General features: G+C 70.3%; 24 protein-coding genes and 2 pseudogenes. 5 read left to right on the forward strand and 21 right to left on the reverse strand.

The annotated features are described in order from the left end of the window. The first annotated feature begins 141 nt into the window (after positions 1-141). A complete protein-coding gene (locus ACZ60W_RS24135; protein WP_469757432.1) occupies positions 142-894 on the forward strand; it encodes a hypothetical protein in 753 nt (250 codons plus the stop codon). An 89-nt stretch (positions 895-983) separates the two neighbouring features. Here the strand turns inward: ACZ60W_RS24135 and ACZ60W_RS24140 are convergent, their stop codons facing one another. The 6 genes from ACZ60W_RS24140 to ACZ60W_RS24165 form a co-directional block, all read right to left on the reverse strand. Further along, complete coding sequence (locus ACZ60W_RS24140) at positions 984-2,267, reverse strand: hypothetical protein (protein WP_469757433.1); 1,284 nt, start codon at positions 2,265-2,267, stop codon at positions 984-986. Positions 2,268-2,317: 50 nt separating this feature from the next. Next, positions 2,318-4,351, reverse strand: coding sequence for a hypothetical protein (locus ACZ60W_RS24145; protein WP_469757434.1), 2,034 nt, complete (start codon positions 4,349-4,351; stop codon positions 2,318-2,320). Between the two features lie 206 nt (positions 4,352-4,557). Continuing rightward, positions 4,558-5,418, reverse strand: a complete 861-nt coding sequence (locus tag ACZ60W_RS24150) for a nuclease (protein ID WP_469757435.1) — start codon at positions 5,416-5,418, stop codon at positions 4,558-4,560. Between the two features lie 91 nt (positions 5,419-5,509). Continuing rightward, entirely contained in the window at positions 5,510-6,691 is a 1,182-nt protein-coding gene (locus ACZ60W_RS24155) for a peptidoglycan-binding domain-containing protein (protein WP_469757436.1), read from the reverse strand. Positions 6,692-7,112: 421 nt separating this feature from the next. Next, a complete protein-coding gene (locus ACZ60W_RS24160) occupies positions 7,113-7,736 on the reverse strand; it encodes a histidine phosphatase family protein (RefSeq protein WP_469757437.1) in 624 nt (207 codons plus the stop codon). A gap of 201 nt (positions 7,737-7,937) precedes the next feature. Continuing rightward, the gene (locus ACZ60W_RS24165) at positions 7,938-8,321 is read right to left on the reverse strand and encodes a VOC family protein (protein ID WP_469757438.1); all 384 of its coding nucleotides are present in this window, start codon (positions 8,319-8,321) and stop codon (positions 7,938-7,940) included. Between the two features lie 389 nt (positions 8,322-8,710). Here ACZ60W_RS24165 and ACZ60W_RS24170 point away from each other — a divergent pair, with 389 nt between their 5' ends. Next, positions 8,711-9,400: a DUF4232 domain-containing protein gene (locus ACZ60W_RS24170; RefSeq protein ID WP_469757439.1), complete on the forward strand. Its 690-nt coding sequence runs from the start codon at positions 8,711-8,713 to the stop codon at positions 9,398-9,400. 202 nt (positions 9,401-9,602) lie between these two features. Here ACZ60W_RS24170 and ACZ60W_RS24175 read toward each other — a convergent pair whose 3' ends face one another. Both ACZ60W_RS24175 and ACZ60W_RS24180 read right to left on the reverse strand, forming a co-directional pair. Then, a complete protein-coding gene (locus ACZ60W_RS24175) occupies positions 9,603-11,327 on the reverse strand; it encodes an acyl-CoA dehydrogenase family protein (RefSeq protein ID WP_469757440.1) in 1,725 nt (574 codons plus the stop codon). Positions 11,328-11,588: 261 nt separating this feature from the next. After that, entirely contained in the window at positions 11,589-12,146 is a 558-nt protein-coding gene (locus ACZ60W_RS24180; RefSeq protein ID WP_469757441.1) for a PadR family transcriptional regulator, read from the reverse strand. Between the two features lie 275 nt (positions 12,147-12,421). On the opposite strand from ACZ60W_RS24180, the gene ACZ60W_RS24185 reads away from it, so the two are divergent. After that, complete coding sequence (locus tag ACZ60W_RS24185; protein WP_469757442.1) at positions 12,422-12,634, forward strand: hypothetical protein; 213 nt, start codon at positions 12,422-12,424, stop codon at positions 12,632-12,634. A 156-nt stretch (positions 12,635-12,790) separates the two neighbouring features. Here ACZ60W_RS24185 and ACZ60W_RS24190 read toward each other — a convergent pair whose 3' ends face one another. Continuing rightward, the gene (locus ACZ60W_RS24190) at positions 12,791-13,237 is read right to left on the reverse strand and encodes a hypothetical protein (RefSeq protein WP_469757443.1); all 447 of its coding nucleotides are present in this window, start codon (positions 13,235-13,237) and stop codon (positions 12,791-12,793) included. A 203-nt stretch (positions 13,238-13,440) separates the two neighbouring features. On the opposite strand from ACZ60W_RS24190, the gene ACZ60W_RS24195 reads away from it, so the two are divergent. Then, positions 13,441-13,782 carry a hypothetical protein gene (locus tag ACZ60W_RS24195; RefSeq protein WP_469757444.1) on the forward strand — a complete coding sequence of 114 codons (342 nt, stop codon included), beginning with the start codon at positions 13,441-13,443 and terminating at the stop codon, positions 13,780-13,782. 164 nt (positions 13,783-13,946) lie between these two features. On the opposite strand, the gene ACZ60W_RS24200 is transcribed toward ACZ60W_RS24195, so the two are convergent. The 4 genes and pseudogenes from ACZ60W_RS24200 to ACZ60W_RS24215 form a co-directional block, all read right to left on the reverse strand. Beyond that, on the reverse strand, positions 13,947-14,093 hold the full coding sequence (locus tag ACZ60W_RS24200; protein ID WP_469757457.1) for a transposase: 147 nt from the start codon (positions 14,091-14,093) through the stop codon (positions 13,947-13,949). A gap of 132 nt (positions 14,094-14,225) precedes the next feature. After that, positions 14,226-14,465: pseudogene (locus ACZ60W_RS24205) on the reverse strand (transposase family protein); the annotation flags it as partial. Then, positions 14,423-15,193, reverse strand: coding sequence for a hypothetical protein (locus tag ACZ60W_RS24210; RefSeq protein WP_469757445.1), 771 nt, complete (start codon positions 15,191-15,193; stop codon positions 14,423-14,425). The pseudogene ACZ60W_RS24205 and the gene ACZ60W_RS24210, both read right to left, overlap by 43 nt. A 92-nt stretch (positions 15,194-15,285) precedes the next feature. Continuing rightward, a pseudogene (locus ACZ60W_RS24215) lies at positions 15,286-15,449 on the reverse strand (IS110 family transposase); the annotation flags it as partial. 599 nt (positions 15,450-16,048) lie between these two features. On the opposite strand from ACZ60W_RS24215, the gene ACZ60W_RS24220 reads away from it, so the two are divergent. Continuing rightward, entirely contained in the window at positions 16,049-16,699 is a 651-nt protein-coding gene (locus tag ACZ60W_RS24220) for a hypothetical protein (RefSeq protein WP_469757446.1), read from the forward strand. A gap of 166 nt (positions 16,700-16,865) precedes the next feature. Here the strand turns inward: ACZ60W_RS24220 and ACZ60W_RS24225 are convergent, their stop codons facing one another. The 8 genes from ACZ60W_RS24225 to ACZ60W_RS24260 form a co-directional block, all read right to left on the reverse strand. Beyond that, entirely contained in the window at positions 16,866-17,906 is a 1,041-nt protein-coding gene (locus tag ACZ60W_RS24225; protein WP_469757447.1) for a vWA domain-containing protein, read from the reverse strand. Positions 17,907-18,046: 140 nt separating this feature from the next. Then, positions 18,047-19,090, reverse strand: a complete 1,044-nt coding sequence (locus tag ACZ60W_RS24230; protein WP_469757448.1) for an ABC transporter permease — start codon at positions 19,088-19,090, stop codon at positions 18,047-18,049. Then, on the reverse strand, positions 19,087-20,196 hold the full coding sequence (locus ACZ60W_RS24235) for an ABC transporter ATP-binding protein (RefSeq protein WP_469757449.1): 1,110 nt from the start codon (positions 20,194-20,196) through the stop codon (positions 19,087-19,089). The genes ACZ60W_RS24230 and ACZ60W_RS24235 overlap by 4 nt, the downstream gene beginning before the upstream one ends. Positions 20,197-20,452: 256 nt before the next feature. Next, positions 20,453-20,608, reverse strand: a complete 156-nt coding sequence (locus tag ACZ60W_RS24240) for a VenA family class IV lanthipeptide (protein ID WP_366301425.1) — start codon at positions 20,606-20,608, stop codon at positions 20,453-20,455. A 44-nt stretch (positions 20,609-20,652) separates the two neighbouring features. Further along, on the reverse strand, positions 20,653-23,478 hold the full coding sequence (locus tag ACZ60W_RS24245) for a class III lanthionine synthetase LanKC N-terminal domain-containing protein (RefSeq protein ID WP_469757450.1): 2,826 nt from the start codon (positions 23,476-23,478) through the stop codon (positions 20,653-20,655). An 878-nt stretch (positions 23,479-24,356) separates the two neighbouring features. Next, positions 24,357-25,091: a DUF7873 family protein gene (locus tag ACZ60W_RS24250; RefSeq protein ID WP_469757451.1), complete on the reverse strand. Its 735-nt coding sequence runs from the start codon at positions 25,089-25,091 to the stop codon at positions 24,357-24,359. A 105-nt stretch (positions 25,092-25,196) separates the two neighbouring features. Continuing rightward, on the reverse strand, positions 25,197-25,745 hold the full coding sequence (locus ACZ60W_RS24255) for a GNAT family N-acetyltransferase (protein ID WP_469757452.1): 549 nt from the start codon (positions 25,743-25,745) through the stop codon (positions 25,197-25,199). Positions 25,746-25,978: 233 nt separating this feature from the next. Beyond that, positions 25,979-26,623: a class I SAM-dependent methyltransferase gene (locus ACZ60W_RS24260; RefSeq protein ID WP_469757453.1), complete on the reverse strand. Its 645-nt coding sequence runs from the start codon at positions 26,621-26,623 to the stop codon at positions 25,979-25,981. Between the last annotated feature and the right edge of the window lie 221 nt (positions 26,624-26,844).

Consider the following 26,844-nt stretch of genomic DNA (forward strand, 5'->3'; position numbering starts at 1 on the left):
ACCTCGCCACGGGGCAAACACCACCCGCGTCGAAGCGGTCGCCGACGGCCCGGCCGGAGCGGGACTGCATCCCAACAACGTTCTGGATATCCTGCAATGAGAGGAATGTCCTGCTTTTGAGGTCTGTGCGGGAGCGCCGTCATGAACCTGCTGCCGATCGAGATCAAGGTCACCGTCGAGGACGACGTGCCACGGGCGCTGACCGCCCTCGGCGGATCCCACGGACCGTCGGCCACGCGCCGGATCTGGTTCGCCGAGGACCGCGACGGCGTCACCGGGGGACGCGTGCCGCTGCTGGACGGCGGCGTGATCGTACGCTTCCGGTCCGGGGACGGACCCGACGATCTCGTCGTCACACTACGGCCCTGCGCCCAGGAGCAGCTCGTCGGCCGATTCGCGGCCGCGTTCGCCGTGGGCCCCCTCGCGTACAAGATCGAGGAGGACTGGTCGAGGAACGCGCGCGTCCTGGCCGCCTCCCTGACCCGCACCCACCCGCCCGGCACCCTCCTCCCCGCCGTCGCGGCGGGAGGCGACCCCGCCGACCCGATCGACGCCGTGCAGGACCAGTACCTCCACGCCTGCGCACCCGACGTCCGCGTCGGCTCCCTCGTCCCGCTCGGCCCGATCGTCGCGACGAAGGCCGACGACGTGCCGCTCGACGACCTGGAGGTCGATCTGGAGGTCTGGTCGGTCGCGGGCACGGAGTTCCTGGAGGCGTCGACCCGCGTCAGGTCCAAGGACGACGAGGAGCCGGACGCGTTCACGGCACGGGCCGAGCGGCGGCTGCGCGCGCTCGAAGAGGCCCTGGTGAACCGGGAGGTGGCCCCCTCGCCCCACCCTCTGAGCAAGACCAGCCGCGTCCTGACCGCACTGGCGCAGACCGCACGCGTCTGACCCGGCCGCCTCGCCTTCCCGGCCCGGCCACCTCCACTTCCGAACCGGCCACTTCAACTTCCCGTGTGGACTCGCCCACCCCCGGGCCCTCAGATCGCGATGACCGCCAGATACGTGTCCAGCCGCGTGCGGGCCGCCGCGGCCACCTCCGCGAGACCGCCTTCGACCGTCTGCTCTGCGGTGACCGGGCCGTGCAGAACGAGGGTCTGCTGGAGCCTGATGCCGGCCGGTACCGGCGCGGTCCTGAGCGACATGAGCGCGTCGCCGAAGACCTCGGTCCACCACGGCGGGGCCGAGGGGGCCTTCCCCGGGCCGCTCGACGGAGTGGAGTCCAGGGCGGGCGGCGGAGTTCCGGGCGGTGCCGTACCCGCCCCGCTCTCGAAGAGAAGGTCCTTGACCAGGAAGAACACGGCTTTCCTGATCTCGTCGGTGTCGGCGAGCCAGGCGACGACCGCGGGGTCGGAGAGCCCGGAGACGTGGGGCGCACCGGCCGCCCCCGGCGAGTCGCCGGAGCCGGCCGGGTCCAGGAGCGCCCCCGTGTCGGTCCCGGTCAGGGAGACGCGGACCGCCCCGGCGGCGATCGCGGCGCGGTAGGCGGTCGCGGCCGCGTCGCCCCCGGGCCACGGCTCGCCGGGCGGCGCCACGCCCGCGAGGACCGCGTGCAGTGCGTCGAGGGCGACGTCGACGGTCGCCCTGACGCTCACCGCACCGGTGTCGAACTGCCCGGTGAGCACGTCGCGGATGACGAACGGCGGTGCGGCCGCGTCCCGCAGGCTCGTCACGACCGACTCGGCCGCCTCGGGGCTGAACGACACCAGGAACGAGCTGCGCCCCTGGACGTCGATGCCGCCGCCAGGGCCGCCCTGCACGCTCATCACCAACGGGGCCGCGCCGCCCGGTGGTTCCTCGATCACGCACGACACCGCGCTGCCGGTGACGGGCACCATGAGCAGTTCGGGGGCGGGGCCGTCCGGCCCGTGGACGAACAGGGGCGCGATCCGCGCCGGTGGCTCGGCATGGTCCCGGCGGGTGAGCGCCTCGACGACGCGGGCCTCGGCACCGCCCGGGAGAGCCGCGGTGCACGAGAAGGTGCACGAGCCGCCGAGGTAGACCGGGTGGGGGCCGACGGGGGCCTGGACCATGACCGTGGCCGAGAAGTCGAGGTCGTCACCCCCGAGCCGAGGCGCGACGGTCACTCGGGGAGGCTGGAAGTAGTAGCGGGCGGGCCGGCCGCCGGCCGCGAGCTCGACGTTGCGCGCGTCGGGCCGGATGGGCACCCGGAGGCGCGCTCCGTCGCTCCCGCCTCCGTCGACGTCGATCACGAGCGGGTCCGGGCCGAAGATCGGCCCTGCGGGGAGGAGGGTTTCTGGCATCACGCACGCTCCTTGGCGGCCGTCCGGGGCCGGGGCCGTACCAGCCGCGGTCACACCGCGGTCTCGAAAGCCTTGATGTACCGCTTGATGGTGTCGAGCTTGTCCGCCGGCGGCGTGGGCAGCGGGGTGAACAGCTGGGGGATGTACTTGATCCGCCCGGCCGGCACGGCGACCCTCACCGGCTGCGGGGTCGAGTAGAAGACCGACTCGTCGAAGAACTCGGGGCCGGTCACCTCGACGTTCATCGTGTAGGTGATCTCGGTCGCCTGCACGTACTTGTCGGAGTACACCTCCCACAGCGCGTTCCTCACGTTCTCCTTGGTGATCACCAGGGGCGGGAAGGTGTCCTGGCCGATCGAGGGGGTGATCTGGAGGATGACGTTCGCCGGGAACCGGGCGGCGGCCGACACCATGAAGCGCACGAAGACGTATCCGACGGCGCTCGCGGTGAGCACCGGCGCGTGGTCGTCCGTCAGCTCCTCCATCACCGCGACCGCCGGGTCGTCCGGCGCGATGTCCCTGGACAGGTTGACCCGGGGGTCCTGTCCGTCGAAGATCCACTTCCGTCGCAGCCGCACCTGGTCCGACGGCCAGCCCTCGACCGGCGTGTCCAGGCGCAGGAAGGAGATGTTGACGTAGTCCTTCGCCGACGTCTCGTCCCACACCGCGGGGCGGACCGGTCCGCTGGGCTGCGTCTCCCCGGGCACGTAGTGCTGCCCGCTGGTCCGCATGGACAGGTTGACGTGACCGTCCTCGGTGGGCCGTGAGAAGTCCGGGTATCCGGCCTCCAGCTGGACGGCCTGGAGCGGGTCCTTCAGCTCGGTGCCGTCGGGCAGCTTCTCGGTGAAGTTGACCTTGCAGAAACCGGCGACCTGCACCTTCTTGAAGAACTCGCCGATGTCGACGATGAACAGGTACTTGTTCAGGTCGGCGCGCACAGCGGGGAGCAGGTCGTTCAGGTTGCCGCTGACGGTGTGGCCGACGGCCACGGTCTGGTTGAGTTCCAGCCGCTGGTCGACGTGGACGCCGTTGTGGGCGTGGGTGGACTTCAGCGCCACGGACGAGCCGCCGAACAGCTCGCTGAACCATCCGCGGTCGGTGGACGCCTTGGAGTCGCTCTTGGCCGGGTCGAAGTCGAAGATCTCCCGCTTGACCAGGTCCATCGCCGTCTTCCGCATCAGGTCGACGTGATCGTCCACCCACTTCTTCGTGGACGGATCGAGCGGCACGCCGTTGTTCAGCGTCATCTTGGTGGTGATGCCACCCGTGGTCAGGCACCTCTGGTACGCGAACTCCGCGGCCAGGGAATTGATCCGGAAGAGCCCGCCGGTGGAGACCGCCGCGGAGAAGGAGTCGTACACCTTGTCGATGTCGACGTCCACCACGATCGTGACGCCGTTGACGTAGAAGCTCTCCTGCAGCGTGTTGGTGACGAGGAACGGCGGCGACGCCCCTTGCTTCAGCGCGCTCGCGATCTGACCGGCCGCGGGCAGGTTGCAGCTGACCAGGAACGAGCAGATGCCCTGTGCCTCGATGCTGCCCTTGCCGCTGTGCTGCGCGGTCATGAGGATCTTGCCGCCCGTGACCGCCGGGTCCTGCACGGAGCAGACGACGGTGCTGTCGGTGATCGGGACGATGCCGAGGCTCGGCTCCGGGTCGTCGTCGCGGAAGTTGAAGAAGGGCCCCAGGCGGTCGGGGGTCTCGTGCTCCCGCTGCTTCAGTTTCTGCAACGCGCCCGTGATCACGCTCGGCGGAATCGCGAACGTCGTCGAGAACGAGCAGAATCCGCCGCCCAGTTCACTCCCCGCCAGTTCGGCCGGCGTGACGTTCGCCTCCTCCGAGAGCAGCCCTTTGAACAGGGTCATCTGGAAGTCGAAGTCCTGGGGGGAGTCGTGCTTCCTGGCGAGGAACACCTGCGCCGGCTGGAAGTAGTACTGCGTCGGCAGTCCGGCCTCGCGCAGCTCCGGATTGTGCGCGTCGGGGTACACCTGGACCTGGAACGGCCTCCCGGTGTCGTCGTTGACCGTCACGATGACGAAGTTCGGGCCGAACAGCGGTCCGACTCCGGAGATGAAGGTGGCCATGGGAAGACTCCCTGCTGGAGGGGCCGGCGGTCACGCCGGGGGAGTGTCCGGCCCGGCCCGGCACACGGGCTCGGGGTTCGGCACCGAGTCGTCTGCCGGCGGGTCGGACAGCGGGTGTGGGTGCGGGTGCGGGTGCGGGTGCGAGCGGGTGTCGAGGAGAGATCACGCTCCAGGTGTCGTCACGTCAGACGTCTCGCGTCGTCACGTCAGGCGTCTTCGAAGACCAGGTCCTCCGGCAGCTGCGTCATCCGCAGCGTGTTGCCGTCCCTGACCTCCACGATGTGGTGCAGGCCGGCCCTCCGCTCCCCGGTCGACAGGACGGAATAGCGGTCCTGCACGCCGGCGAGGAACGCCGGATAACACGTCAGAGGCATGTCGAGACGGAGGTAGTCCAGCGTGCGGCGGAACAGCTTCGGGAGGATCACGGCCTCGTCGGTGAGCGAGGGCACCCCGGTGATCTTCGCCCCGGAGTCGGTCACGTCCTCGGGCCAGAGCCCGCGGCCGGCGTCCCGCGCCCCCTTCGAGGCGGTCGCCATCTCCGTACGGAGCCCGGTGAACAGGCTCCGGTAGAAGGTCGGGTACGCCAGTCCCTGCGCGAGCAGATGGTGGTTGACCGTCGTCCGCAACAGGGGCACGTCCACGTCCAGCTCCAGCCCGCTCGTACCCGGCGGGACACCACGCCCGGCCAGGGCCACGCAACGGCCGTGGACGTCGGCGCCACGGGTCAGCACGAAGCCGGGAACCGTCTCGGGCGTGGTGGCGGTCACCGTCTCGCCCGTCGGCCGCTGCACGTCGGTGAAGCCGAGGAACCTCAGCATCTCGTCACGCGCCGCATGGGCGAAGGGGAGCGGCTGGTGGTCACGGCCGGGCCCGTAGTGGGTCTCGAGCGCGTCGACCGCGTCCAGGCGGAGCGTGGCGCGCCCCAGCGCGCTGTGCTCGACCGCGCGTCCGCCTCGGCCGCCGACGAGGCCCCACTCGGCCGGTTCCTCGGCCGTGAAGTGGACCGTGTCCCCGTCCGGTTGCGACCCCTTGATGTCGTAGAAGCCCTTGATGAGCAGCATGGGCATGGCGACTCCTCAGCAGATGGGACCGATGGTTCGCCCCCCGTGGGACTGATGGTTCGCCCCCGGGCGCCCGGCAGGGGCGCCGCGATCTGCGCTAGACGGTGTCGCGGAGATCTTGCAGGTACTGCTGGACGAAGGCGTTGAAGGCCGTCTGAAGGTCCTGTTCCTCCTCCAGCTCCGTATCGACGCCGTCGGGATCCGCTCCGAAGACGAGGTCGGCCACTCCGCCCTCCGTCTCCATCTCGCTCAGGTCCGCGGTGGCCATCAGGTTGTTCAGATGGGCCGACTCCAGCTCGGTCTCCGTCGCGTCGCCCGGCGTCACGCCTCCCGCGGTGTCCTCCAGTCCGGCGACGCTCTGGAACTCCGTGAGCGCGCCGGCCGTCTCCTCGCTGAAGAACCCGTCGACCGCGATCGGCAGGCCGTCCGTCGCGGCCCGCCAGTCGTTGACGAGGGCCTGGACATAGCGCACGTCCTGCGGATCGTTGGTCCCGTCGGGTCCCACCGAGTCGCCGAGCGGCGCTGCGAAGGCGAGAACCGCCGGGCCGAGCACCCCGCCGCCGAGGACGGCGGCGGCGATGGCCGCCAGCGCGGCGAGCGCCGCGATGATCGCCGAGACGATGATCGCCTTCGCGAGCGCCTCCGCCAGCTCGCCGTCCACCTCCACGCAGATCTCGTAGACGACGAGACCCTGATCGATCCCGCGCCCCGTCGCGCGCCGATAGTGCAGGGACACCCTGCACGGCACGATGCCGAGGTAGTTGCGCTGGTAGAAGGTGATCGTCCGGTCCGGATCGAACAGCTTGCCCTTCTCGTACTTCTCGAAGAGCGGGTCGTTCTCGGCCAGGAAGTCCATCAGGGACAGGAACGTCTCGATCTTCGCCCGTCCGGCCTCCCTGCCGAAGAAGGAGTTCGGCTTGATCTCGTAGAACTCCATGCGACCCGGCTCATGGGTGATGATGTCCGGTACGGCGAACCGCTCGTTCTCGTCGTCGTCCGCGTCGACCGGCTTCTTGCGCGCCTCGCAGTCCGCCGCGATCGATCCCTCGTTCACCGACGGCTGGCGTGTGGCCAGGAAGCTCGCGAGGAACCGGCACCGCGTGGTGTCGGACTGCTCGTCGAAGAAGTCCGTTCCCGATCCACCGCGTTGGTACGGATTGCAGCCGCCCTTGCTGAAGCAGTACTCCTGCCGGACGATCCACTCGACGACCAGCCCGACCTTCGCCGCCGCCCAGCGAGGCGCGCCCGCCGCTCGAGGTGTGGTGCAGAACTTCGCCACGGGAGTCACCCCTCCGTGTGCGTCTTGTCTTTCCATTACCGCGTCATGTGACGCTGGGTGACGAGTACCACGCGCTAGCACAATGTCCCAGTACCAGCATATCCAGGCGACGTCACCTCGCAGCTCGGAGGAGGCCCGTCCCGGCATCGCCTTTCGGCCTGGCCCGAGAGGGAACCGGTCGGGCCGTCAACTCTGCATGAAAATAACGGAGTTGTGCGTGCTCACGGTCCGTGGCGGTCGTCACGCTCCGCTCTCTCCCCCTCGCCCCCTTCTGCGCTCCGCAAGGCCCGGCGCGCACCGTGAGCGAACCGACCACGCCGCTCCCGCCGAGGGGGCAGGTCGACCGTGACGGGACGGGGCGACGGACCTCACGGGGAGGGACACGAGTGGATGCCTCTACGTGGCCTCCCGGGCGCCTGCGTCAGACGTGGAGCTCCGGCGGAAAGCCCGTCCAGCGGAGCTCCGTGGGGAGGTGGCCCGTGTCGTTGAAGAGCATGACCGCGGGCGCGCGGCCGGGCGCGTAGCGGATCACCGTCAGCGCCGCATGGGCATGGTTGATGCCCAGCCACCGCCACCTCGGAGCGTCGAGGGCCGCGCGCACCAACCACCCGACGAGGAAGTTGTGCGTCACGAGCAGCTCGTGACGGGGCTCGTCACCGGGCACGGTGCCGGTGAACCGGGCGACCGCCTCGGCCGCGAGCTCGGGACCCCGCTCCAGCTCCTCGACCTCGAACTGCTCCAGGAAGCCGAGCAGCAAGTCGGCCGACTCCGACGGCAGCTCCTCGCGCACCGGACGGTAGGGAACGAAGTCGCCGGCTTCCTCGGAACACCGTAGCGGGACACCCTCCAGCTGCTCAGCCACCAGCCGCGCCGTCTGCTCGGCCCGGGCGAGCGGCCCGTGGTGCACCGCCGACAACGGCACCCCGCGCAGCCGCTCCCCGAGCAGCACGGCCTGCCGGCGTCCCGCCTCCGTCAGCTCGCTCTCGTCCGCCGACGCCTCACCGTGGCGGGTGAGATACAGGTACCGCGCGGCCGTACCGGTCATGTCCCGGTCCTCCTCTGGATTCGATCTTGCGAACCCTTGGAGTGACGCGGACCGGCGTCCGGTGGTTCCTCTGAGACGTCTGGGGCCTGAGGTACCCCTGGGGCCTCTGGCGTCCGTAGCACCTCGGCACGAGGTGCAGGCTCCACGGCTCCCGTCCGGCCGTTCCGCGCCGCGTCCGGCGATCCCGCGACCCGGCGCGGGTCAGAGCGGCGGGAGCTGCCTGCGGAGGAGGCAGAACTCGTTGCCCTCGGGGTCCATCAGGACGTGCCATGCCTCGTCACCCGACTGGCCCACGTCCGCGGGACGGGCCCCGAGCGAGAGCAACCGCGACAGCTCCGCCTCCAGATCCCGGTCGGTCGGATTGACGTCGATGTGCAGCGGGAGCTTCCCCAGCCGCGGATCGTCGCTGGGGCTGAGGATGAGCGTCGGCTGCGGCCCCCCGAACCCGACGCCGGGTGGACCGATCTCGATACTGCCGTCGTCCTCCCGACCCAGTTCGACGTACCCGAGCACCTCGCCCCAGAACACGGCGAGGCGCTCCGGGTCGGCGCAGTCGATGACGAGCTCACTGATACGGCATGCCATGCGCGCCAGTCTAAGGAATGCGCCCCCGGGACGGCGTGAGCCGCCCGTGAGCCGTCGATGGGGGAGAAGCGCGGACGCGGACGCGGGGGCAGCCGAGGGGATGCTCGCTCCATGTGACCCCGGGTCCGTGCTTCCCGGGCCCGTGACCATCGGTGAGGCCGACTGCCGCAGCCGCGGCGCGCCCCCGCCCCCCGTGGTGCAGCCCTCCCCCCCCGGCTGCACGACCCCGCCGTGAACGCCCGTGGTCCACCCGGAATGCCCGCGAGGTCGCGCTCGGGCCGAACCGTGGTGAATTCGGTAAGGCGTCGTCACAGAATCGTGAAGCGCAGGCGTGAATCTGGTGTCCACCACAACGCAGTTCGTGCGTTGCCATCGGGGGGAGATCCGCCATGAGTACCGTCCGCAGAGCCGCCGTCGTCCTCGTCGCCGCGTCCGCACTGGCCCTCACGGCCTGCGGGCCTTCCGAGGACGGTGCCGGCGGCGGCGCCGACGTGCCGACCGCGCCCCCCACCACTGCAGCCCCGGCCACACCGACCGACTCGGCCACCCCGGGCGACCCGACCGCGCCGCCCGCGAAGCCGACGGCCAAGCCCACGGCGTCCGCCAAGCCGACGGCCAAGCCGACGAAGCCCGCGAAGCCGGGCCCGCCGTCGACCGACCCGGACTACGACGTCTTCCCCTGCAGCACGTACGACGTGGCGTTCACCGCGACCCTGGCCGAGCCGACGACCAGCAGCTACCTGCTGAAGGTCACCAACAAGTCGGGCAAGCCCTGCCGCGTCCTCGGCCACCCCATCATCACCTTCGGCTCCCTCGACGGGCACGCCAACGAGCGCGGCGCCGCCCCCGGCATCGAGGACGCCATCCGCCTCGCTCCGGGCCAGTCCGCCTACGCGGGCCTCATGGGCGACCCGAAGAGCCTCAAGACCAAGACGGTCTCCTCCATCGCCCTGACGATGACCACGGAATCCGACCTCGAACAGGTCCCGCTCAAGGCGCCCGCCCCCGGCTTCCACGTCGCTTCCGACAACTCGGTCACCGCGTGGGTGGACAACGTCGAGGACGCGCTCAGCCTGTAGCCGCCGCCGTTGCCGCCTTTCGCCGGTGCCTTCGTCTCCGGACGAAGGCACCGGCGCGTTCTTGTCGGCAGCTGACTGCCGCCTGCCGACTGCCGACTGCCGACTGCCGCCTGCCGGGTGTCGGCAGTCGGCTGCCCGGCCGTGCGCGATCAGCCGTCTCGGCCGTCGACCACCCTGGCGGTCCGCGGCCGTCGACCGGGAATCAGGGAGCCATCTCGTACGTACCGGAGAGGGCTTCGACGCGCTCCCAGACGCGGGCCGAGCGGGTCTCGTCGACGACCGGGCGGCGAACGGCGCCGAGCGCCCAGAGCTGCTGCTGCTCGGTCGCGGAGTCCTTGCCGTGCAGTTCCACGGCGTGCGCGGAGAAGTCGCGGACGAGGACGGCGAACAGCTCGTCGAGGACGTCCTCGTCCAGGCCGGTGAGCGCGGCCTGCTCCAGGACCAGCTGGCCGTGGACGACGAGGGCGAAGAGCTGGCCGACCGCGAGGAGGAGGTCGAGGTCACGGCTCTGCTTCTCGTCGGGCGCGGCCGTGAGGACGAACGCGCAGAGCGCGTCGGCCTGCTCGCGGAAGCGGGCGATGTTCGGCAGGTGGGCGTACGCGTCGTAGGCGCCGCGCCAGTCGTGGAAGCGGACGGAGCCGAGGCCCCTGGCCGGACCCTGCTGGAAGAGGAACGTGTCGTCGGCCGCGTCCAGGCGCGTCGGGACGGGCTCGTAGGCGACGGGGTCCAGCAGGTGGTTGCGCATGAACTTCAGGATCAGCGCCAGGTTGACGTGGACCGTGCCCTCCAGCTTGGGCAGGCCACGGATCTCGACGGCCGCCTGGGCGAAGTAGTTGTCCTTCTCGAAGCCCTTGGCCGCGATGACGTCCCACATCAGGTCGATGACCTTCTCGCCCTCCGTGGTCACCTTCATCTTCGTCATCGGGTTGAAGAGGAGGTAGCGACGGTCGTCGGGGCCGGCCGTGCGGAAGTAGTCGACGGCACGGTCGCTGAACAACTTCATGCCGACGAGTCGCACGTACGCGTCGGTCAGCTCCCGCCGCACGTGCGGGAAGGTGGTGACCGGGCGGCCGTACAGGATGCGGTTCTGCGCGTGGGTGACGGCCTCGTACATCGCGTGCTCGCAGATGCCGATCGACGCGGTGCAGAGGTTGAACTTGCCGACGTTGACGGTGTTCAGAGCGGCGTCGAACGCGGCGCGGCCGGTGTGCAGGACGTCCTCGGCCGTGACCGGGTACTGCTCCAGGCGGAACTCGCTCACGAACTTGGACGAGTCCACGACGTTCTTCACGAGGTGGTACGCCGAGTGCCGGCTGTCGGCGGCGAAGAAGACGTACCCCTCCGGCCCCTCGACGTCGGTCCGACGGCCGAAGACGGAGACGAGTCCGGCCGCGTTGCCGTTGCCGATGTAGTACTTCGAGCCCGTGGCGAGGAAGCCGCCCTCGCCGTCCGGCTCCAGGAGCATGTCGGTGGAGTAGATGTCCGCGCCGTGCGCCTTCTCCGACAGGCCGAAGGCGAACACCTCACCCTGGGAGAGGAGTTCGGCGGCACGGGCGCGGGCCGCGGCGTTGTCGCTCTGCCAGACCGGACCGAGGCCGAGGATGGTGACCTGCCAGGCGTACCAGTAGTCCAGACCGTAGAACCCGAGGATCTCGTTCAGGGCGGCGATGCGCGCGGTGTCCCAGCGCTTGTCGCCCTCCGCCTCGCCCGCGTCCGAGGAGGGCGTCAGGAAGGTCGAGAAGAGCCCCTCCTCGGCCGCGAACGCCAGGAAGTCGCCCAGCCAGACCCGCGTCCGGTAGTCCTCGATGATCCGGCGCTTGCCCCGCGCCTCGAACCAGTCGACGGTGGCGCGCAGCAGCCGGCGGGTCTCCGGGTCGAAGTGCACGGGGTCGTAGGTGTTCGGGTTGAACAGCAGCGCGTCGGCCATGACGTCCGCCTTTCCGGCTCGTGATGAGGGTGGTCGTGCTGGTACTGGTACTGGTACGGGAAATGGTCCTGAGGAGATCTGCGGGCGGAGCCGCCCTCCACGCCGGGCGCGCGGCGCGGAAGTGGAGGGGCGGACGCGCGGCCGAGTCGCACACCTGCGGGCCGCGCGGGGAGGTCGCCTCGGCGACGCCGCCCGGACGACGCCACCCGGTCGGCGCCGCTCATGGGAGGCCACCTGCGTGGGCCGCCCGAGGGACGCCGCTCACGGCCCGGCGCGGAACCTGTCGAGCGTCGCGAGGACGTCGTCGAGCCAGGCGATCATCATCCGTTCGTACGCGATGCCGCCCCGCAGCACCACGTGCTGGAGCTCCCGTTCGGCATCGAGGGCTCCGTCCTCGGGCGCTTCCCCGAAATCCCGCGCTTCCCCGGCCAGGTAGTGGGCGAGTCGCCCCGCGTGCGCCTCCTTGTGCCGCCGCACCTCGCTGATCAGGCCGGCCGGATCGTCGAAGGCGGCCCCCCGGATCTTCACCGCGAGATCGTGCCGCACGCTCTCCGGCTCGATCGGCTCGTGCAGCCACGCGGCCAGCGCCTCACGCCCCCGCCCCGCCACCGAGTACTCCTTCTTGTCCGGCCGCCCCTGCTGAGGCACCTCCCGGACATCGATCCAACCGTCCTGCTCCATCCGCTTGAGCACGCGGTAGATCTGCTGGTGCGTCGCCGTCCAGAAGTACCCGATGGACCGCTCGAACCGCCGGGCCAGCTCATAGCCGGACCCGGGCTTCTCCAGCAGGGACACGAGGATCGCGTGGTCGAGCGCCATACCCAGATCTTGCTATGCAACGAAGTGCATAGCAAGCGTCCCCACCCCGGTGAGACGCGCCTCACCCCACCGCCCCACGCCCGAGCCGCCCCGTCACCAGGCCCGTTCGGGCGCTCTCCGCAGGGGCCACCGATGTCCGCCACGGGTGGAGAGGAACGTACGATGCGGCCGTGGATGCCTCACGAAACGATGCGGTCTGTGGGCTCTGCGGCCGGCCTTCGAGCCTCCTCCACGATCAGCACGGCGATGGATCGACGCCCGGTGACGGCGGCCGTGTGGAGTACGTGGTCGTCGAGCTGCGAGGAGCCCTGGCCCGCTACCAGGACACCCAGGACCCCACCCGGACGGACAGGACCGTCGCCGCCGGACTGGCCGAAGACCTGGGGATCGCCCTGACAGAACTCGTCGGCAGCCGCTTCACCTGCTGGGAGACGTCGGGGGAGTACGGCGTCGTGCAGGGTGACTTCCAGGTGGCTCGACCCATCTGACGGCCGTTCGACCCGCGCCCTGGACGGACGTCCAGCGGACGCCGGCGCGCCTCCTGCCGCTGTGAGATCACAGCGCGCCCACGCCGCCCATGAGCCGATGTCCGGTGCGCGGCCGTCGGCCCGAACGGATCCACAGCCCTTTGCCGACGGTCTACGTCACCCGACGGGCTTCATGGCGCCGTCAGGACTCCGCCCGAACGCTGCCTCCAGAACGACGCGGACGTCTTCCTCGGGAACCCTGGAGCGTATGTCTGCCAGAACCTGAGGGAATTCCTCATCGTCGACGACCCCCATGCGCTCCTGACGCAGCTGGTAGATGATCTCGACGAGCTCCGACCTCAGCCGCATCCAGGCGCGGGAGCTACGTATCTCCACATCGACCTGGTGCAGGAACCAGCGCATGACCTCATACGGGACGGCAGCGCGCTCCGCGTTCCGGCCGAACCGCACTGTCGGCTCCCGTGCCGGATCCTCATCGGGAACGATCGCGGTCACGAGATGACGCTGCCGGGCCGCGAGGTGCAGTTCCAGATACCAGGCGTCATCGGGCACGGAGTACATCGTGGTGATCGCGTAGTCGCCGTCGGGATGTCGATAGAGCATTCCCGCATGCTGCCACGCCGGTCCGGAGACATGGCTCTCCGCATGTGCGGCCCGACGCTCGTACGGCCGGGCTCAGCCGGGCAGGGCGGCGAAGTGGCCTCCAGGGTTCGACGGGGGTCGGGCCAATGCCGTTCGCGGAATAGATCGGCACGGAACTCTGGGCGTTCCCGGAGTTTCTGCACCGCAGCGACATCGTGATGCACATGCCGGAGGACCCGTCGCTTCTGCCCGCGCCGTGGCGGGTGCCTGATGGCGGGATGCGCGACTTCGATCTTGAACTGCATCGCGAGCTTCTGCATGGACACCCGCTGCACGGGGTGGAGGCCACCGCTGTGGCGCGATGTGAAGGATGCGACGACGTCCTGTTCAGCGTCGCGAGCCATTTGTTCCCCTGGGCTGTCGTTCTCCTGACTTGGACGGGCCGCGAAGAACGTGCACCGTGGCCGATGACAACACCGCTGACAAGCTTGGCCGAGCTCCTCGCCGAAGGGTCCGACCACGGCTGCAATGAAGAGCCGTCGACGTCATCGGGGGCACGTTCGTAGCCAGACAGTGGCGTCCGGTGGCCGGCCGCGTGTATGCGCCCGGATGATGGTGGAGATCGACCGAGACGGCGCGGTCGATCTCACCGACCGCGTCCACCACAGCCTGTACCTGCTGGAGCAGACGCTCCCGCATTCCGTCCGGGGACCACAGCCGATGGCGCCCGTCAGCGGCCTTTCCACGAACCGAACCGCTCCGGGAGGTCACGCCAATGCGCCCTGGTCTGCACCCGGTGCAGGATCCCGTCGATTACCAGCCGGTGATCGCGCCACCGTCCCCACCGACCGCTGCTCATCGGCAGGAACGGCCGCAGCCGCTCTCACTCCGCGTCCGACAGGCCACCGCATCCTCCACGCCCCACGCCCGGCGCAACGAACCGATCAGGCGTCAGTCGCATGATCGGCCGGACAAGTCCGGTGCCTGGGTAGCCACCGTCGGCGATCGTGAGGGCGAGCATCGGTCCGAGACAGTCGATGATCCGGTCCGCCGCCGACTTGGAGACCCAGAACAGCGGCCTGAGCTGTCGCATGGTCAGGTTCGTGCGCCAGTGGGCCGTGACCGGCAGTGCCCGGTCCTCCAGCGCAAGGCTCCATGGCCGCCCCTTGCGGACCATATCCGCGCCGTGGCGGGGATTTCCGGTGGTCACCAGAGAGCGTCGATGGTGTGACCTCGGGCGAAGTCCCAGGGGGCGGGTGCATTGGCGGCCGCGTATTCGTCCGCGATGCCGAAGACGCTCCCGCACCCTGGGCATTCGGCCTGACCGAACAGGTGCGTCAGGCCCCAGGCAAGCCGTTGCTGGTCATCGCGTACGGCCGACTCGTACAACATCCTCCCGGTGCCGGTCAGCTCCTGCGGGACGGCCGGTCGGAGCGGGACCTGGTGGACATCCCCCAGATGCCAGTCCCGGATCGAGGAGTAGCAACCGTAGTCGCCGACCGCGATCGTCACCGGTGCGTCGCAGTGCGGACAGGCGACAGTGACGAAGGAATCGGTGAAGCCGTCCAGGACCTCGAGCCACAAGATGTGGCCGTCGAACGCGAGCATCGCCCGCAGCCGGCTCAGGTAGGTCATTCCTTCCAGGCCAGACCGCAGCCGGGCGGCGGCCAGGGCGCGAAGCTCGGCCAAGGCCGCTGTGCAGCGTGCGACTTCTTCGTCGGCGCCGTGAGGTTGAAGGAGGCCACCCGCTATGGCTCCGGCCAGATCGAGCGCCCAGTCCCCGTCGCCTTTGGTCTTCGCGATGTCCGCCAGCTGCGGCAGTGCGGCGATGCTCGCCGGGGTGATCGTCCCCTGGTGGCACAAGCGCCCCCAAAGCCAGTCGATGGCCTCCTGATCACGACCGATGGCTCGGTCCAGCAGCCCGGGTATGGCTTGTGCCGGACCGTAGGCGTCGTGGAGTGTGGACCAGTCGATCATTCGGTGATTCAAGCACGCTGCGGAGCGACCTCCGAGGGGCGGTGAGTCGTAGAGGGATCACCTACGGTTGAGCCGGTTGTTCTTCACCCATCGTCGATCGCGACCGGGATCGGGGTCTCCTCCGTGTCGCCGTACTCGGCGAGCAGGTCCATCAGGTTCCTGTAGCCGGCCGCGTCGTCGGTGATGCGTCGCTTCGCAAGTAGCTGGCCGGTGTCGTCGACGAAGGGGATGTCGTGCGTCCTCCCGGCCAGTCCATGCTGCAGTGGATCAACTTTTTCCTCCCTCAGAGGTGCGGTGTTTGCGCTGGAGGCGAGCGCATGCGGGCCACGCAGCGACCTGATTCCAGGACTCGACCATCCGGTAGGTCCGCCAGCTCACTAGCCGTTCGTGGCACCAGCGCACCCCACAAGCCCCGGTCTTCTCGGGAGCTCTGACGGCTCTGCAGCGTGAGGAGGTCACCGTGCGGCGGACTCGCGCCACCGACACCAGCGAGTGATCAAGCGGCCGGTGCTGACGTTGGTGACCTTGAGGACACCGAGCACCGCCGCTCTGGATAAAGGGATCGAATGTACAGACGACTCCAGGCGTGCGTGCGGTGCCCGCGAGGCTGCCTACACCTGCGCTGTGGAAAGCCGGGATGAGCGCAGGGCATCGGCCCCCGGCGCTCGATCGGACTGGTGGCTACCGCCGGCTCCCACAGCGCGTTACCGAGGAATCAGGACGGCTCTGAAGCTGTGATCACACCAGCCATACCGTGATCGTTCCACCCAGAGAAGGTCGAGCGACTGTCCTTCCTCGCAAGGTCAGCGGTCATCGGTGCTGCGCCTGCAGATATGGCCAGGCCAGAATGCTGCTGTGGCTGAAGACGAGCAGAGCGGCATAGAACCGCGTTCATTCCTGACATGCGCGACTGAGGTGGCTCGACTGCTGGGTGTCGGAGACGTCACCGTGCAGCCGAACGACCAGGCCCGCCGGCTCGCCCATGCAGTGCGAAAGCCCCTGCTCGAACGCGCAACGCTGAAGGAGGAGTTGTTCGCCCCGTTGATGGCTGCAGCCGTATATGACCCAGATCCCAGCTTCTGCCGCTGGTTCGTCGAGCCGGCGGTCTACGCATTCGGCCGGCGCCGTGTGATGACGGCCCTGGTCGACTATCTGAGGGTCGGCACGGATGCTGAGCGAGCTGGTGCTGTGCGTGCTTGGTACAGCGCCCACGTACCCGTGCGTGCAGATCGGTCCCCGGCGTACGGACCCGGCGGGGTACGTGATCCCGCCTTGGACGAGTCGCAGGAGGTCAAGGCCGCGTGGCTGGAGGCATCCATGCGGGTGTTCGCCGAAGCCACCGACCTGCAGACGCGCCACCGTGTCCTCTTGGGCCTGCCCACCTCCCGTGCAGCGTATCCGCCATCCATGCACAAACTCCTTGAATGCACACTCGCATCTGCCCGAGTCCATCCCGACCTACACATCCGTCGCTGGGCAGCAGCATCAGATCACGAGGGAGTCTGAGCCCTCCCAGTGGTTGCGGGCCAGCACGTAGGCGCACCAGGCCGGGCGACGAAGCGGGCCAGTCGGCCGCACCGCGGGACGGGGCCGGAGGGACGGGGAGGTGCGCGGAGGGGATGCGTGGGCCCGCGCTGCCGGGGTGGGTGCGCGGGCCCTGGGGTGGGTGGGGTCAGTTCATGATGAGGAGTTGGGTCTGGGCGAGGAGCTTGCGGTTGACGCTGGTGCTCTGGACGAAGATGGTGAAGTCGTCGTTGTGGTCGGGCTTGACGCGGACCTCGACGTCGGGGAGGCCGAGGAGGGCGCGGGCCTCGGGGCCGGTGTAGACGCTGTTGGTCTTCTTGTCGAGGACGGCGATCTGCTTGCGCGCCTGGACCTTCTCGGACTTGCTCAGCTGGTAGAAGGCGCAGCCGGTCCGGTAGGTGTGTCCGGACTCGGTGACCCACTCGCGGATGGCGGCGTCGCGGGCGACGGGGACCAGGTGGTAGGCGGAGGGGTCGACGGGCTTGAGGCCGGCGGCCTTGATGGTGTCCTTGTTGACCGCGTCGGCGCCCGTGGAGAAGACGGCGCGAGAACCACGAATTCCCTTGGTGCGGCCGATCATGAATTTCTCCGTGGCCTCCTGGATAACCTGGCCGGCCTCTTCGAGGCCCTGGGTGCTCGTGGCGTCCCAGATGGCGATGTTCTCCTTCGGGAAACCACAGTTCATCGCCTCACGCTTGCCCATCTGGTCGGGTACCAGTACGGCGAGCGTCCAGTTGTCGCCTTGCGTCGAGATCATCTCGGAGACGGACTTCACCAGCTCGCGCGCGTTCTTGGTGGGGGAGTCCGGGCAGCGGTGGCTGGCGTTCTCCTGGCCGTCGGTCAGGACGAAGGTCAGGAAACTGTGGTCGCCGTAGAGCTGCGCCGTCTGGGCCAGCTCGTTCTGGGACTTGAGGGCCGCCGCGAGCAGGGCCGTCATGCCGCCGACGCGGTAGAGCTGCTTCAGGGACGGCATGCGCAGCACGTCCTTGTCGTAGATGACGCATTCCACCTTGTCGGCGAACGCGTACACCGTCACGCGGGTTTCCTGGTCCAGTTCCCTCGACCGTCGGGCGAGGTACTCGATCTGCTGATCGGCGACCTCGACGACTTTACGGCTCAGGTGCGACATGGACGAACTCGCGTCCAATACGAGAGCAACGTGGTTGATGTAGTTCTGGTTTCCGGACAAGGCCGCATCCCCCTCTTTCCGACTGGATGCTCCTAGCCTCTCACCCACCACTGACAATCGACCTCGCGAGCGTCATCGCCTCCCGGCGACGGCACTGGCGAGGTCTGCGCACCGCCCGTCAGAAATGGCTCGGTGAGCGGTCATTCCGGGCGGCTGAAGCGCCGTGCCGCCCAGAGGAGGGCGAGGAGCCCCGTGGCGAGGAGCAGTGCCGCCTCGACGAGCAGGGGCGGTGGCCCGCCCGCCCACTCGATGCCGCTGACGGATGCCTGGTCGGGTACGCGCAGGATGATGCAGCGCCTCAGCAGGTCCACCGCGTACGCGAGGGGGTTGGCAGCGGCCAGGGTGTGCGCCCAGCCGGGCATTGAGGAGAGGGGGAAGAAGCCGCCCGAGAGGAAGAGGAGGGGCATCATCACCAGGCCGAGCAGGGTGTGGAACAGGTCGGGTCGGCTGAGGCTCACGGCGAGGGCGAGCGCCAGGGCGGTGATGGTGAACGAGGCCAGGACCATGGCCGCGAGCAGCAGCGCCAGGAGCAGCGGATCGTAGGGGAGGCCGACGGCGCGGGCCAGGCCGAGCAGGACGGCTCCCTGGACGGTGGCGACGAGGGTGCCTCCCGCGGCGTTCCCCAGGAGGAGGGTGGTGCGGTGGACGGGAGCCATGAGGAGTTCGCGCAGGTACCCGCTCTGGCGGTCGGTGATGAGCCGTACGCCGACCATGATGGCGGGGGTCTGCACGGTCATCATCAGGATGCCCGGGAAGAGGTAGGTCTGGTAGCCGACGCCCAGTTGGGAACGGGGGATGAGGGCCGCCAGTCCGCCGCCGAGGATGAGCAGGTAGAGCGCGGGCTGGAGCAGCATCAGGGCGGTCTGGGTGCGGTAGCCGGCCAGCCGCAGGAGATCGCGGTGGATCAGGGCGTGGACCGCGCGGAGCTCGTGCCGCAGGCGGAAGGGGCGCTCGTCGACGGGCCCATCGGCATCGCCCCTTCCGTCGGCGTCGTGCGGGCCACCGACGCCGTTCGCGCCCTCCGGGCCTCGGATTCTGCCCGAGCTGCGCGGGCCGCGGAGGGCGCCCGAGTCGTCGGCATGGCCGCCGTCGTCCCGCGGCACCGGTCCGGTGGTGCCGCCAAGGCTGTCGGCCTCGTCGGTGTTCTCGGGGTCGCCGGACGCCTGCCGGCTCACGGTGGTCATCGTCCGCCCTCGGATTCTGCCCTGGCCTGGAGCGGGGCGGGTTGGGGGGCCGGCCTGCCGGCTTGCGGGGCGTCGAAGGCGCGGCCGGTGTGGTGGAAGAAGACGTCGTCGAGCGTGGGCGGGGTCGCGGAGGCGGCGTGGACGGCGATGTCATGACGCCCCAGGGCCGCGCAGAGGCGGGGGATCCAGGAGCTGCCGTCCGGCACGCGCAGGCAGACCCCGTCCGGGGCGACGACGACGGAGCTCCCGGGTGGGGCGAGCGCGTGGACGATCCGGTGGGCGCGCGGGTCGTCACCGGTGCTCAGGACGACGCGGTCGTCGCCGATGGCGTTCTTCAGCGCAAGGGGGGTGCCCTGGGCGACCAGTCGGCCGCGGTCGATGATGGCGATGCGGTCGCAGTGCTCCGCCTCGTCCAGGTAGTGCGTCGTGACGAAGAGGGTGTTGCCGTGCTGCTCGCGCAGGGCGCGGAGGTGCTGCCAGACCTGTGCGCGGGCGTGGGGGTCGAGACCGGTGGTGGGCTCGTCCAGGAAGAGCACGCGGGGGGCGTGCAGGAGCTGGCGGGCGATCTCCAGGCGGCGGCGCATGCCGCCCGACAGGGTGCGGACGGGGGAGCGCCGCCGGTCGCCGAGACCGGCCGTCTCGAGCACCTCGGCCGCGCGGCGTCGGGCGTCGGCTCGCCGCATGCCGTAGAGGCGGGCGTGGATGTGGAGGTTCTGCTCGGCCGTCAGGTCCGGGTCCACGGCGCTGTGCTGGAAGAGCATGCCGACCTGCCGGCGCACCCGGTGGGGCTGGGTGGACACGTCGGCGCCGGCCACGGTGGCGCGGCCGGCGGTGGGACGGGCGAGGGCGCACAGCAGGGAGATGGTGGTGGACTTCCCGGCGCCGTTCGGGCCGAGGAAGGCGAACGTCTCGCCCTGCCGCACGTCCAGGTCCAGGCCGTGTACGGCGTGGGTGGTCGTGCCGTCGGGCCCGGGGTAGCTCTTGACCAGTCCGCGGGTGCTGATGGCGTACGGGGGCCCGGGGGCGCGTGGCGTGTGCGGCCCGGCGGGGGAGGCCGTCAGGAGGACGGCGCGGTCGAGATCGTCGTCGCCGGCGTGTCGCTGCATGGGCTGGTCCTCGTCTCCGGTTCGCCGTCCGTGGTCGCCCGCGCCCGCGCCCGGGGCGGGGGAGGGGCTCCGGGCCGGTCACGCGGGATGCGGGCCGGACCGCACCAAGGCGGTTCGGCCCGCGGGTGACCGGACCTTCGGTCCGGTGCGAGGCGCGGCCGAGGGCGGCCGCGCCGTTCCTCAGGATCTGGTGCGGTAGGAGTCCGGCCGACGGCCGTCCCGGGTTAGGGCCGCCGGCCGGATGGTGCAGCCTGTCCTACGCGCAGCTGATGCCGATGCAGACCGTGTTGAGGAGCGTCAGCAGGCCGACGCACTCACAGGTGGCGGCGAAGGGCGCGCCGTCGACGCCGACCGGGTCGGTCTCGGGAAGGGCGTGGAGCTGGGCGAGCAGTTCGATGTCCTGGTTCTCCATGACGTTCTCCTTCTCTGTGAAGTGGCGGCAGCCTCTGCTGTCGCTCACACCGGCGGCTGGACCATCCAGTGCCGGGGGTCTGTGTGACGGATCCGCAGGAGGAAGGCCAGGATTCCGGCCGATCCGTCGCTCCAGCTGGTCGAGACGTCCCCGTACTCGTTGGGGAAGACCACGTGGCCGTGGTGGTGGGCCCTCTCGGCGAGCAGGAGGTGGGCGAGGTCCTCGGCCATGGCGCGGTACTCCGGGTCACCGGTGGCGTCGGCCATGTCGAGGAGGAAGTCACCGTTGCCCGCCAGGCCGTGGCACTGGGTCAGGGCGGCGCGGGAGGAACGCTCGGCGACGGCGTACGTGCTGCGGCGGGCGAGGTCGCCGAAACGGTCGTCACCGGTGGCCTGCCACAGGCGGACGAGGAAGGTCCCGATGCCGGCCGAGCCGTGGCACCAGTACGGAGCGGTGGGCACGTCGCCGGACTGGGCCGGCCACTGAGCCGTCTCGCCGACGCGCACGGCGTCGGCCAGCAGGTTCTCGCCGACTTCCACCGCCAGGTCGAGGTGTGCCGGGCGCCGGGAGACGGCGGCCGCGGCGAGGAGGAAGGTGCCGATGCCCGACGTCCCGTGGGCGAAGCCGAGGTACCGCTTGCCCCCCTCGGACGACGCGACTTCCGCGGGGACCGGCCAGCCCACTCCGCCCGCCTCGCGCTGGACCGCGGCGGTCAGCCGGTCGGCCGCGTCGACGGCCAGCTCGGCGAAGCGCGCGTCCCCGGTGCGGTTCCACAGGTGCAGGGCCGCGAGTCCGCTGCCCGCGGAGCCGTGGGTGATGTCGTGGTGGGGCGTCCTCCGCTGGGGCGCCAGCGCCAGGGTCAGCGCGTGGTTCACGAGCCGGTCGTCATCGATGGCGCGCCCGGCGTCGTAGAGCGCCCAGGCCGTGCCGCGTCCGCCGAAGTGCAGGCCGGGCCGCATCGCCCGCGGGTCGGTGCGGTCCTCGATCCACCGCCCCGCCGCCGCGAGCAGTCCGGGCAGCCGCGGGTCGCCGGTGAGCTCGAAGTAGCGCGTCAGGACGGCCAGTACACCGGCCGCACCCTGCTGCACCGTGCAGGGATCGCTCTCCCCGGACCGGGTGGACACGGGCCACAAGCGCTGCTCGTCGGAAGGCGTCATGGAGTCGACGAGGTGGTCGACCATCCCGCTCACCGCGTCCCGCACCTCGTCGCCCCGCGTACTTCGGGAGGCGGCCACGGGCACCGGACCCCTGTCCTCCGCCGTGCGGAGGGCCTCACGGGCCCGTCGCGGGTCCCAGCGTTCGGCGGGGTCGTCCCGCATCAGCCCGAGGATCACCTCGATCACGCCGTCCGGCAGCCGCAGCGACCCCGCACAGGCGGCCAGCCACGCGGCGAGCCGTTCCTCGGTGGTCCTGCCGGCCGGAAGCGGACCGCTGCCCGCCTCCGCCCGCGCCTCGGCCTCCTCGGCCAGGGCTCCGACCGCGGTTCCGGGCGCCTCGTCGGTCGTCACGCCGGGCGTCTCGTGGGGCATGGCCCCCGTTGACGCATCCGTCGCCGCGCCGGGGTGCTCGTCCGGGCGGACGGGTTTCTCGTCCAGCAGGTTCGGCACCTTGCCGGCCAGGACGAAGCAGGCGGTGGCGCCGAGGCTGTAGTAGTCGGCCGTCGGATGCACCGGCGCGTCGGCCAGCCGCTCCGGGGCGCTGAAGCCGGGGGTCCCCACGCGGGTCGGCACCGCGGTCTCGCCCGTGTGGACGGCGAGCTCCAGGTCGATGAGGCGCAGCTCCCCGTCCGGCTGGACCATGACGTTCCCCGGAGTGAAGTCCCGCAGCACGCATCCCCGCGCGTGCGCCGCCTCGACCAGCTCCACCAGCCGCCGGACCTGCGCCAGGGCGTCCGCCCGGTAGCGCTCGCCGCCCACGTCGCGGAAGTGCTCCGCGACCCAGGTCCGCAGCGTCACACCCGGCACTTCCTCCTGGGCCAGGAACACGTGCCCGCCGTGCTCGAACATGCCCAGCGGCTCCGGAGCGAGCCCCAGACCCTTGAGCCGTTCCAGCATGTCCGCCTCGGCGCGCAGCCAGTCCCGCACGTCGTACCCCGAGGCGTCGGCCTCCACGTGCGGCCGGGCCTCCTTGATGACGACGCCGGCCCCCGTGGTCACGTCACTGCCCCGGTAGACGCCACCCTTGTTGGTGTGCCGGATCGCCTCCCGCACGGCGAACCTGCCGGCGAGCACCACCGGACCGCCCTTGGTGCCCCCGCTGCGCGGCGCGGCCGCCGGCGCAGCGGGGAACGGACACACGGCCCAGGACGGCGGCGAGTACTGCCCGGTGCGCTTGTCCTCCACGGGGTTGCCGTCCGGGTCCTCGATGAACCACACGAGCAGACCGTCGTCGGACAGCCGGCGCCGGCCGACGAAGGCCCCGTAGCGGTAGTGCACCAGACTGCGCACGGCGTAGGGCTGGTCGGAGAGGATCCGCGGCCCGGCGAGCCCCGCGGTCGCCCGGTGCAACTCCCGGGCGAGTGCGGCCGCGTCGGCGTCGGAGCGCGGATACACGGTGAGGAACTTTCCCGAGCTTCCCCGGGGCGTGGCACGGGAGTTGAGCGCGCTCACCTGCTCCAGCGACCGGGCGAACTTGAACCCCGATGTGTCCTTCAGGAGCACGCCGAGCGCACGGGTCAGAACCGTCGGCGCGGACGCCGTCGTCGCCGACACGTGCAGCTTCCACCCCTGCTCCCGCCGCGTACCGGACCGCGGTGCCAGGCGGCACCACATCTCGTCCGCGTCGACCGTCCACCGCGCGTCGGTGGCCGTCGCGCGCAGCTCGTGCCGGAGAATCGCTTCCAGATCAACTTCGGTGGCGTGGCTCGTCATTCGTGTGCCTCTCGACCGTGAGGACCGCTGGCGAGAAGGTGCCCGAGCCGACGGGCGATCCAACCAACTCCCCGCCGCATTCACCGGATTCAGCGAGCGCTGGGGGGCTGTTCCCCGTTGAAGAGGCGCGCCCGGCGCAGTCGGAGGCGCACGTCAAACCGTGACGGAGAACGACGGGAGGGGTGTGAGGTGCGGGAGCGTCGACAGGCCCTCGAACACGAACAGCTCAGGATGCCGACGGGCGAACGCCCGTCGTGCCGACCGGCGATCACCCGGGGAAGCCCGTCGAGTCGGGACCGGTCCGGTGCGACCACCCGGCGGACGGACGAAGTCGACGTCGACGCGAGGGGGTGGAGCGCGGGGAGGTATACCTCGGTGGTGTGTCCGGTGGTGTGTCCGATGGTGCGTCCGGAGGTGTCTCCGGTAGGGCCGGTAGGGCCGGTAGGACCGGTAACGCCGGAAGGGACCCGAAACGGGAGCGGGTCCGAGGGCGTAGCCTGCCCCCGGACCCTGTCGATGCCGCTCACATCACACGCCGGCACACTTGAGGACCCGGGTCATTCGTCATTGCGTCGCGTCCTGCCTTTGGACCACCGCCGATCGAGCTCGGCGGACCAGATTCGAACTGGCATTTCGACGCAGCAGGGCCCGGGCCCGGTCGATCCGGCGATGAGCGGCGCATGCTGAGTCTGGAGCAATAGTCTGAGATTGACCGCGGTCTGCCTCTGCCTGATTGGGCTATCCCGGCAGGAGTGCCGGGAGGAGGATTCGAACCTCCACTGGAACCGCGGATGTCACGACAAGGCTCAGCTTCAGCTTTGCGCTCCTCGCGCACCCCGACCGTTTTCTGTGGCCGGGGAGTTCATGGGGTGTCCCCGCTACCCGAAGAGGTAGCCGAAGACGGCGTCGCCGACCCGCTGGTCGGTGACCTCGGCGCTGTTCGCCTCCTCGCGGGCGAACTTCACCGCCTGCTGCAGGTTCTCCACCCGCGCCAGCAGCTCGTTCACCCGGCGGGCCGGCAGCGCGCCCGAGAACTTCACCGTGGTCCAGTAACCGACGGGCACGTCCTCGTAGTACACCTCGACCTGGGCCGGGTGCTTGTCCGTGGCCTCCGCCTTCACGTGGTTGCGCGGGACCTTCTTCGTACGGACCGTCCGCACGACCTCGGTCTTCCACGCGTCCGTCGACGGGTCCTGCGTCCACGACTCGGCGGCGTCCAGCACGGGAAGCTTGCGGACGAACGTGCTGATGTCCGTCAACTGCTTCTCCAGGAACAGCAGATAGGCCACCGGCACCCGCGCGACGAGCACCCGCCCGTCGACCGTGATGTCCGCCCGGGCCTCGCAGTTCGCCCAGTCCTTCGTGGCCGTCACATCGAAGAGACGGGTGAGCACCCGCGCGGTCTCGCGCAGGACGTCCTCCGCCTTCACCTGCACCAGCGTCGACTCGGGCGGCAGCTGCTCGCCCTCCTCGTCCTTCGGCTGGTAGGTACGGGAGATACCGGCAAGCAACGCGGGCTTCTGCAGGCCGTGATGTGCCGCCGTCAGGTCCTGGTGCGCGCGGGACTTGACGCCCTTCTCCACTGCGATGATCTGGTTCAGTTTCGTTGCCACGTCGCCGACCCTAGATCGCGAACCCCGTCATGAGAAACGATTTTCTTCGCGCTGCCCACGGGGGGGTGCCCGGGCCCGCGATGCTTCTCCGGTGTGTGCCGGCGCCTACACCTCGGGAAGGGAGGGATCGGGCGTCCAGGGCGCCGGCGCGGAGAGCGACCAGCGCTCGTGGTCCCGCCAGGCACCGTTGATGTACAGGTAGTCCGGGGACACACCCTCGAACCGGAACCCCAGACGCTTCACCACGGCCAGGGACGCCTTGTTCGCCGGCTGGATGCTGGCCTCCAGCCGGTGGAGCCGCAAGTCGTGGAAGGCGTGCTCCAGGACCAGCCCCAGCCCCTCCGTGATGTAGCCGCGCCCCGCGGACGGGGCGAAGGCCGCGTAGCCGAGGGACGCACCCTGGTAGCGGCCCCTGATGATCGAGTTGATGTTGACGGTGCCGGCCGCCTCACCGGTCTCCCGCACGCGGATCAGGTACCCCCGGTTGCCGCCGTCCTCGAAACGCGTCATCCAACTGCGGAACTCCGTCACTTCCGAAGGCAGTTGCATGAAGGGGGAGTGCAGCTCGGCACTCGCCCTGACCAGCGAGCAGAACTCCTCCTCGTCGGCGAGGGTGAGGGGGGACAGTTCGACGCGCGCAGGTGAAGGGGACATGGCCACATGCTAGTAGGCCGTGTGTCCGAAAGACGTCGTGCGAGAGGACGCGTGCGATGCGCGACGGCCTGCCCGGCGCAGGGTCTCCAGGCGCCACCGCGGCCCCAGCCCCAGCCCAGGCCGCCCCAGCCCAGCCCCAGCCCGCGCCGCCCCAGCCCCGGCCAGGCCAGGCCGAGACAGGCCCGTCCCAGGCCGAGCAGCCTTGGCCTGGAACCGGGTCCGTCCCGGGCGGTCTACGCCCTCGTGGCCAGCAAGTGCACCTCGCGGAACTGCCTCTTGTTCGTCGCCACGGGCTCCATCACCAGGCGCGCCGACTCGATGAGCCCCTGCGCGCGCAGCAACCCGGCGAACCGGTCGGGATCCCACCGGTAGGCCGTGACCACCGTGTGGTCGTACTCCTGCGTCTCCTGCTCGGGTCCGTCCGTGGCGGGAAACTCGAAGAGCACCTGACCGCCCGGAGCCAGGACGCGGGCGATCTCCTCCAGTACCCCCGGCAGCTCCTCCGGCGGTGTGTGGATCACGGACCATCGCGACAGCACCCCGGCGAGCGACCCGTCGCCGATCTCCAGGGCCTCCATCGAGCCCACCTCGAACCGCATCTCCGGGTACGCCTCCCGGGCCAGCCCGACCATCACCGGCGAAGCGTCCACCCCGAAGGCGTCCAGGCCCAGCTCCCGAAGGTGAGCCGTGACCTGTCCCGGTCCGCACCCCAGGTCCACGACCTGGCCGCTCACCGCGCCCGCCAACTCCGCGAACGCCCCGAGCAGCGCCCGTTCCAAGGGGCGATCGCCCAGTGGGTCCGGGAACAGCTCCGCGTAGCTCTGGGCGACGGCGTCGTACGCCCGTCCGGTGGTGTGCGCCGTGTCGTGTTCGGTCATCCGCCGACCGTACCCGGCGGCGCGGCCGGACCGGCCAAAGGGAGGACGGGAGCCCCACGGACGCGGTGACCCCCTGATGCGGTGACCCGTGCCCTCGTGACTCCGTCGCTAGGGCCTGTCGTCACCATCCCCTCTGCCCCGCGACGCCTGGCACGCGCTCTCGCCGCGCCGGGCGAAAGCGCGAGTACGTCCCGTACGAGCACTTCCACCCGGCACACCGA

The organism is Streptomyces sp. NPDC104202 (assembly GCF_055584185.1).

Excerpts from the sequence above, each read along its gene's own strand:
- ACZ60W_RS24240 (WP_366301425.1), bottom strand. The coding sequence starts at position 20,608 with ATGGAGAACCAGGACATCGAACTGCTCGCCCAGCTCCACGCCCTTCCC.
- ACZ60W_RS24175 (WP_469757440.1), bottom strand. The coding sequence starts at position 11,327 with ATGGCCGACGCGCTGCTGTTCAACCCGAACACCTACGACCCCGTGCAC.
- ACZ60W_RS24210 (WP_469757445.1), bottom strand. The coding sequence starts at position 15,193 with ATGATCGACTGGTCCACACTCCACGACGCCTACGGTCCGGCACAAGCC.
- ACZ60W_RS24195 (WP_469757444.1), top strand. The coding sequence starts at position 13,441 with ATGCCGGAGGACCCGTCGCTTCTGCCCGCGCCGTGGCGGGTGCCTGAT.
- ACZ60W_RS24145 (WP_469757434.1), bottom strand. The coding sequence starts at position 4,351 with ATGGCCACCTTCATCTCCGGAGTCGGACCGCTGTTCGGCCCGAACTTC.
- ACZ60W_RS24260 (WP_469757453.1), bottom strand. The coding sequence starts at position 26,623 with ATGACCGAACACGACACGGCGCACACCACCGGACGGGCGTACGACGCC.
- ACZ60W_RS24165 (WP_469757438.1), bottom strand. The coding sequence starts at position 8,321 with ATGGCATGCCGTATCAGTGAGCTCGTCATCGACTGCGCCGACCCGGAG.
- ACZ60W_RS24190 (WP_469757443.1), bottom strand. The coding sequence starts at position 13,237 with ATGCTCTATCGACATCCCGACGGCGACTACGCGATCACCACGATGTAC.
- ACZ60W_RS24135 (WP_469757432.1), top strand. The coding sequence starts at position 142 with ATGAACCTGCTGCCGATCGAGATCAAGGTCACCGTCGAGGACGACGTG.
- ACZ60W_RS24150 (WP_469757435.1), bottom strand. The coding sequence starts at position 5,418 with ATGCCCATGCTGCTCATCAAGGGCTTCTACGACATCAAGGGGTCGCAA.
- ACZ60W_RS24230 (WP_469757448.1), bottom strand. The coding sequence starts at position 19,090 with ATGACCACCGTGAGCCGGCAGGCGTCCGGCGACCCCGAGAACACCGAC.
- ACZ60W_RS24170 (WP_469757439.1), top strand. The coding sequence starts at position 8,711 with ATGAGTACCGTCCGCAGAGCCGCCGTCGTCCTCGTCGCCGCGTCCGCA.
- ACZ60W_RS24160 (WP_469757437.1), bottom strand. The coding sequence starts at position 7,736 with ATGACCGGTACGGCCGCGCGGTACCTGTATCTCACCCGCCACGGTGAG.
- ACZ60W_RS24140 (WP_469757433.1), bottom strand. The coding sequence starts at position 2,267 with ATGCCAGAAACCCTCCTCCCCGCAGGGCCGATCTTCGGCCCGGACCCG.
- ACZ60W_RS24245 (WP_469757450.1), bottom strand. The coding sequence starts at position 23,478 with ATGACGAGCCACGCCACCGAAGTTGATCTGGAAGCGATTCTCCGGCAC.
- ACZ60W_RS24235 (WP_469757449.1), bottom strand. The coding sequence starts at position 20,196 with ATGCAGCGACACGCCGGCGACGACGATCTCGACCGCGCCGTCCTCCTG.
- ACZ60W_RS24255 (WP_469757452.1), bottom strand. The coding sequence starts at position 25,745 with ATGTCCCCTTCACCTGCGCGCGTCGAACTGTCCCCCCTCACCCTCGCC.
- ACZ60W_RS24180 (WP_469757441.1), bottom strand. The coding sequence starts at position 12,146 with ATGGCGCTCGACCACGCGATCCTCGTGTCCCTGCTGGAGAAGCCCGGG.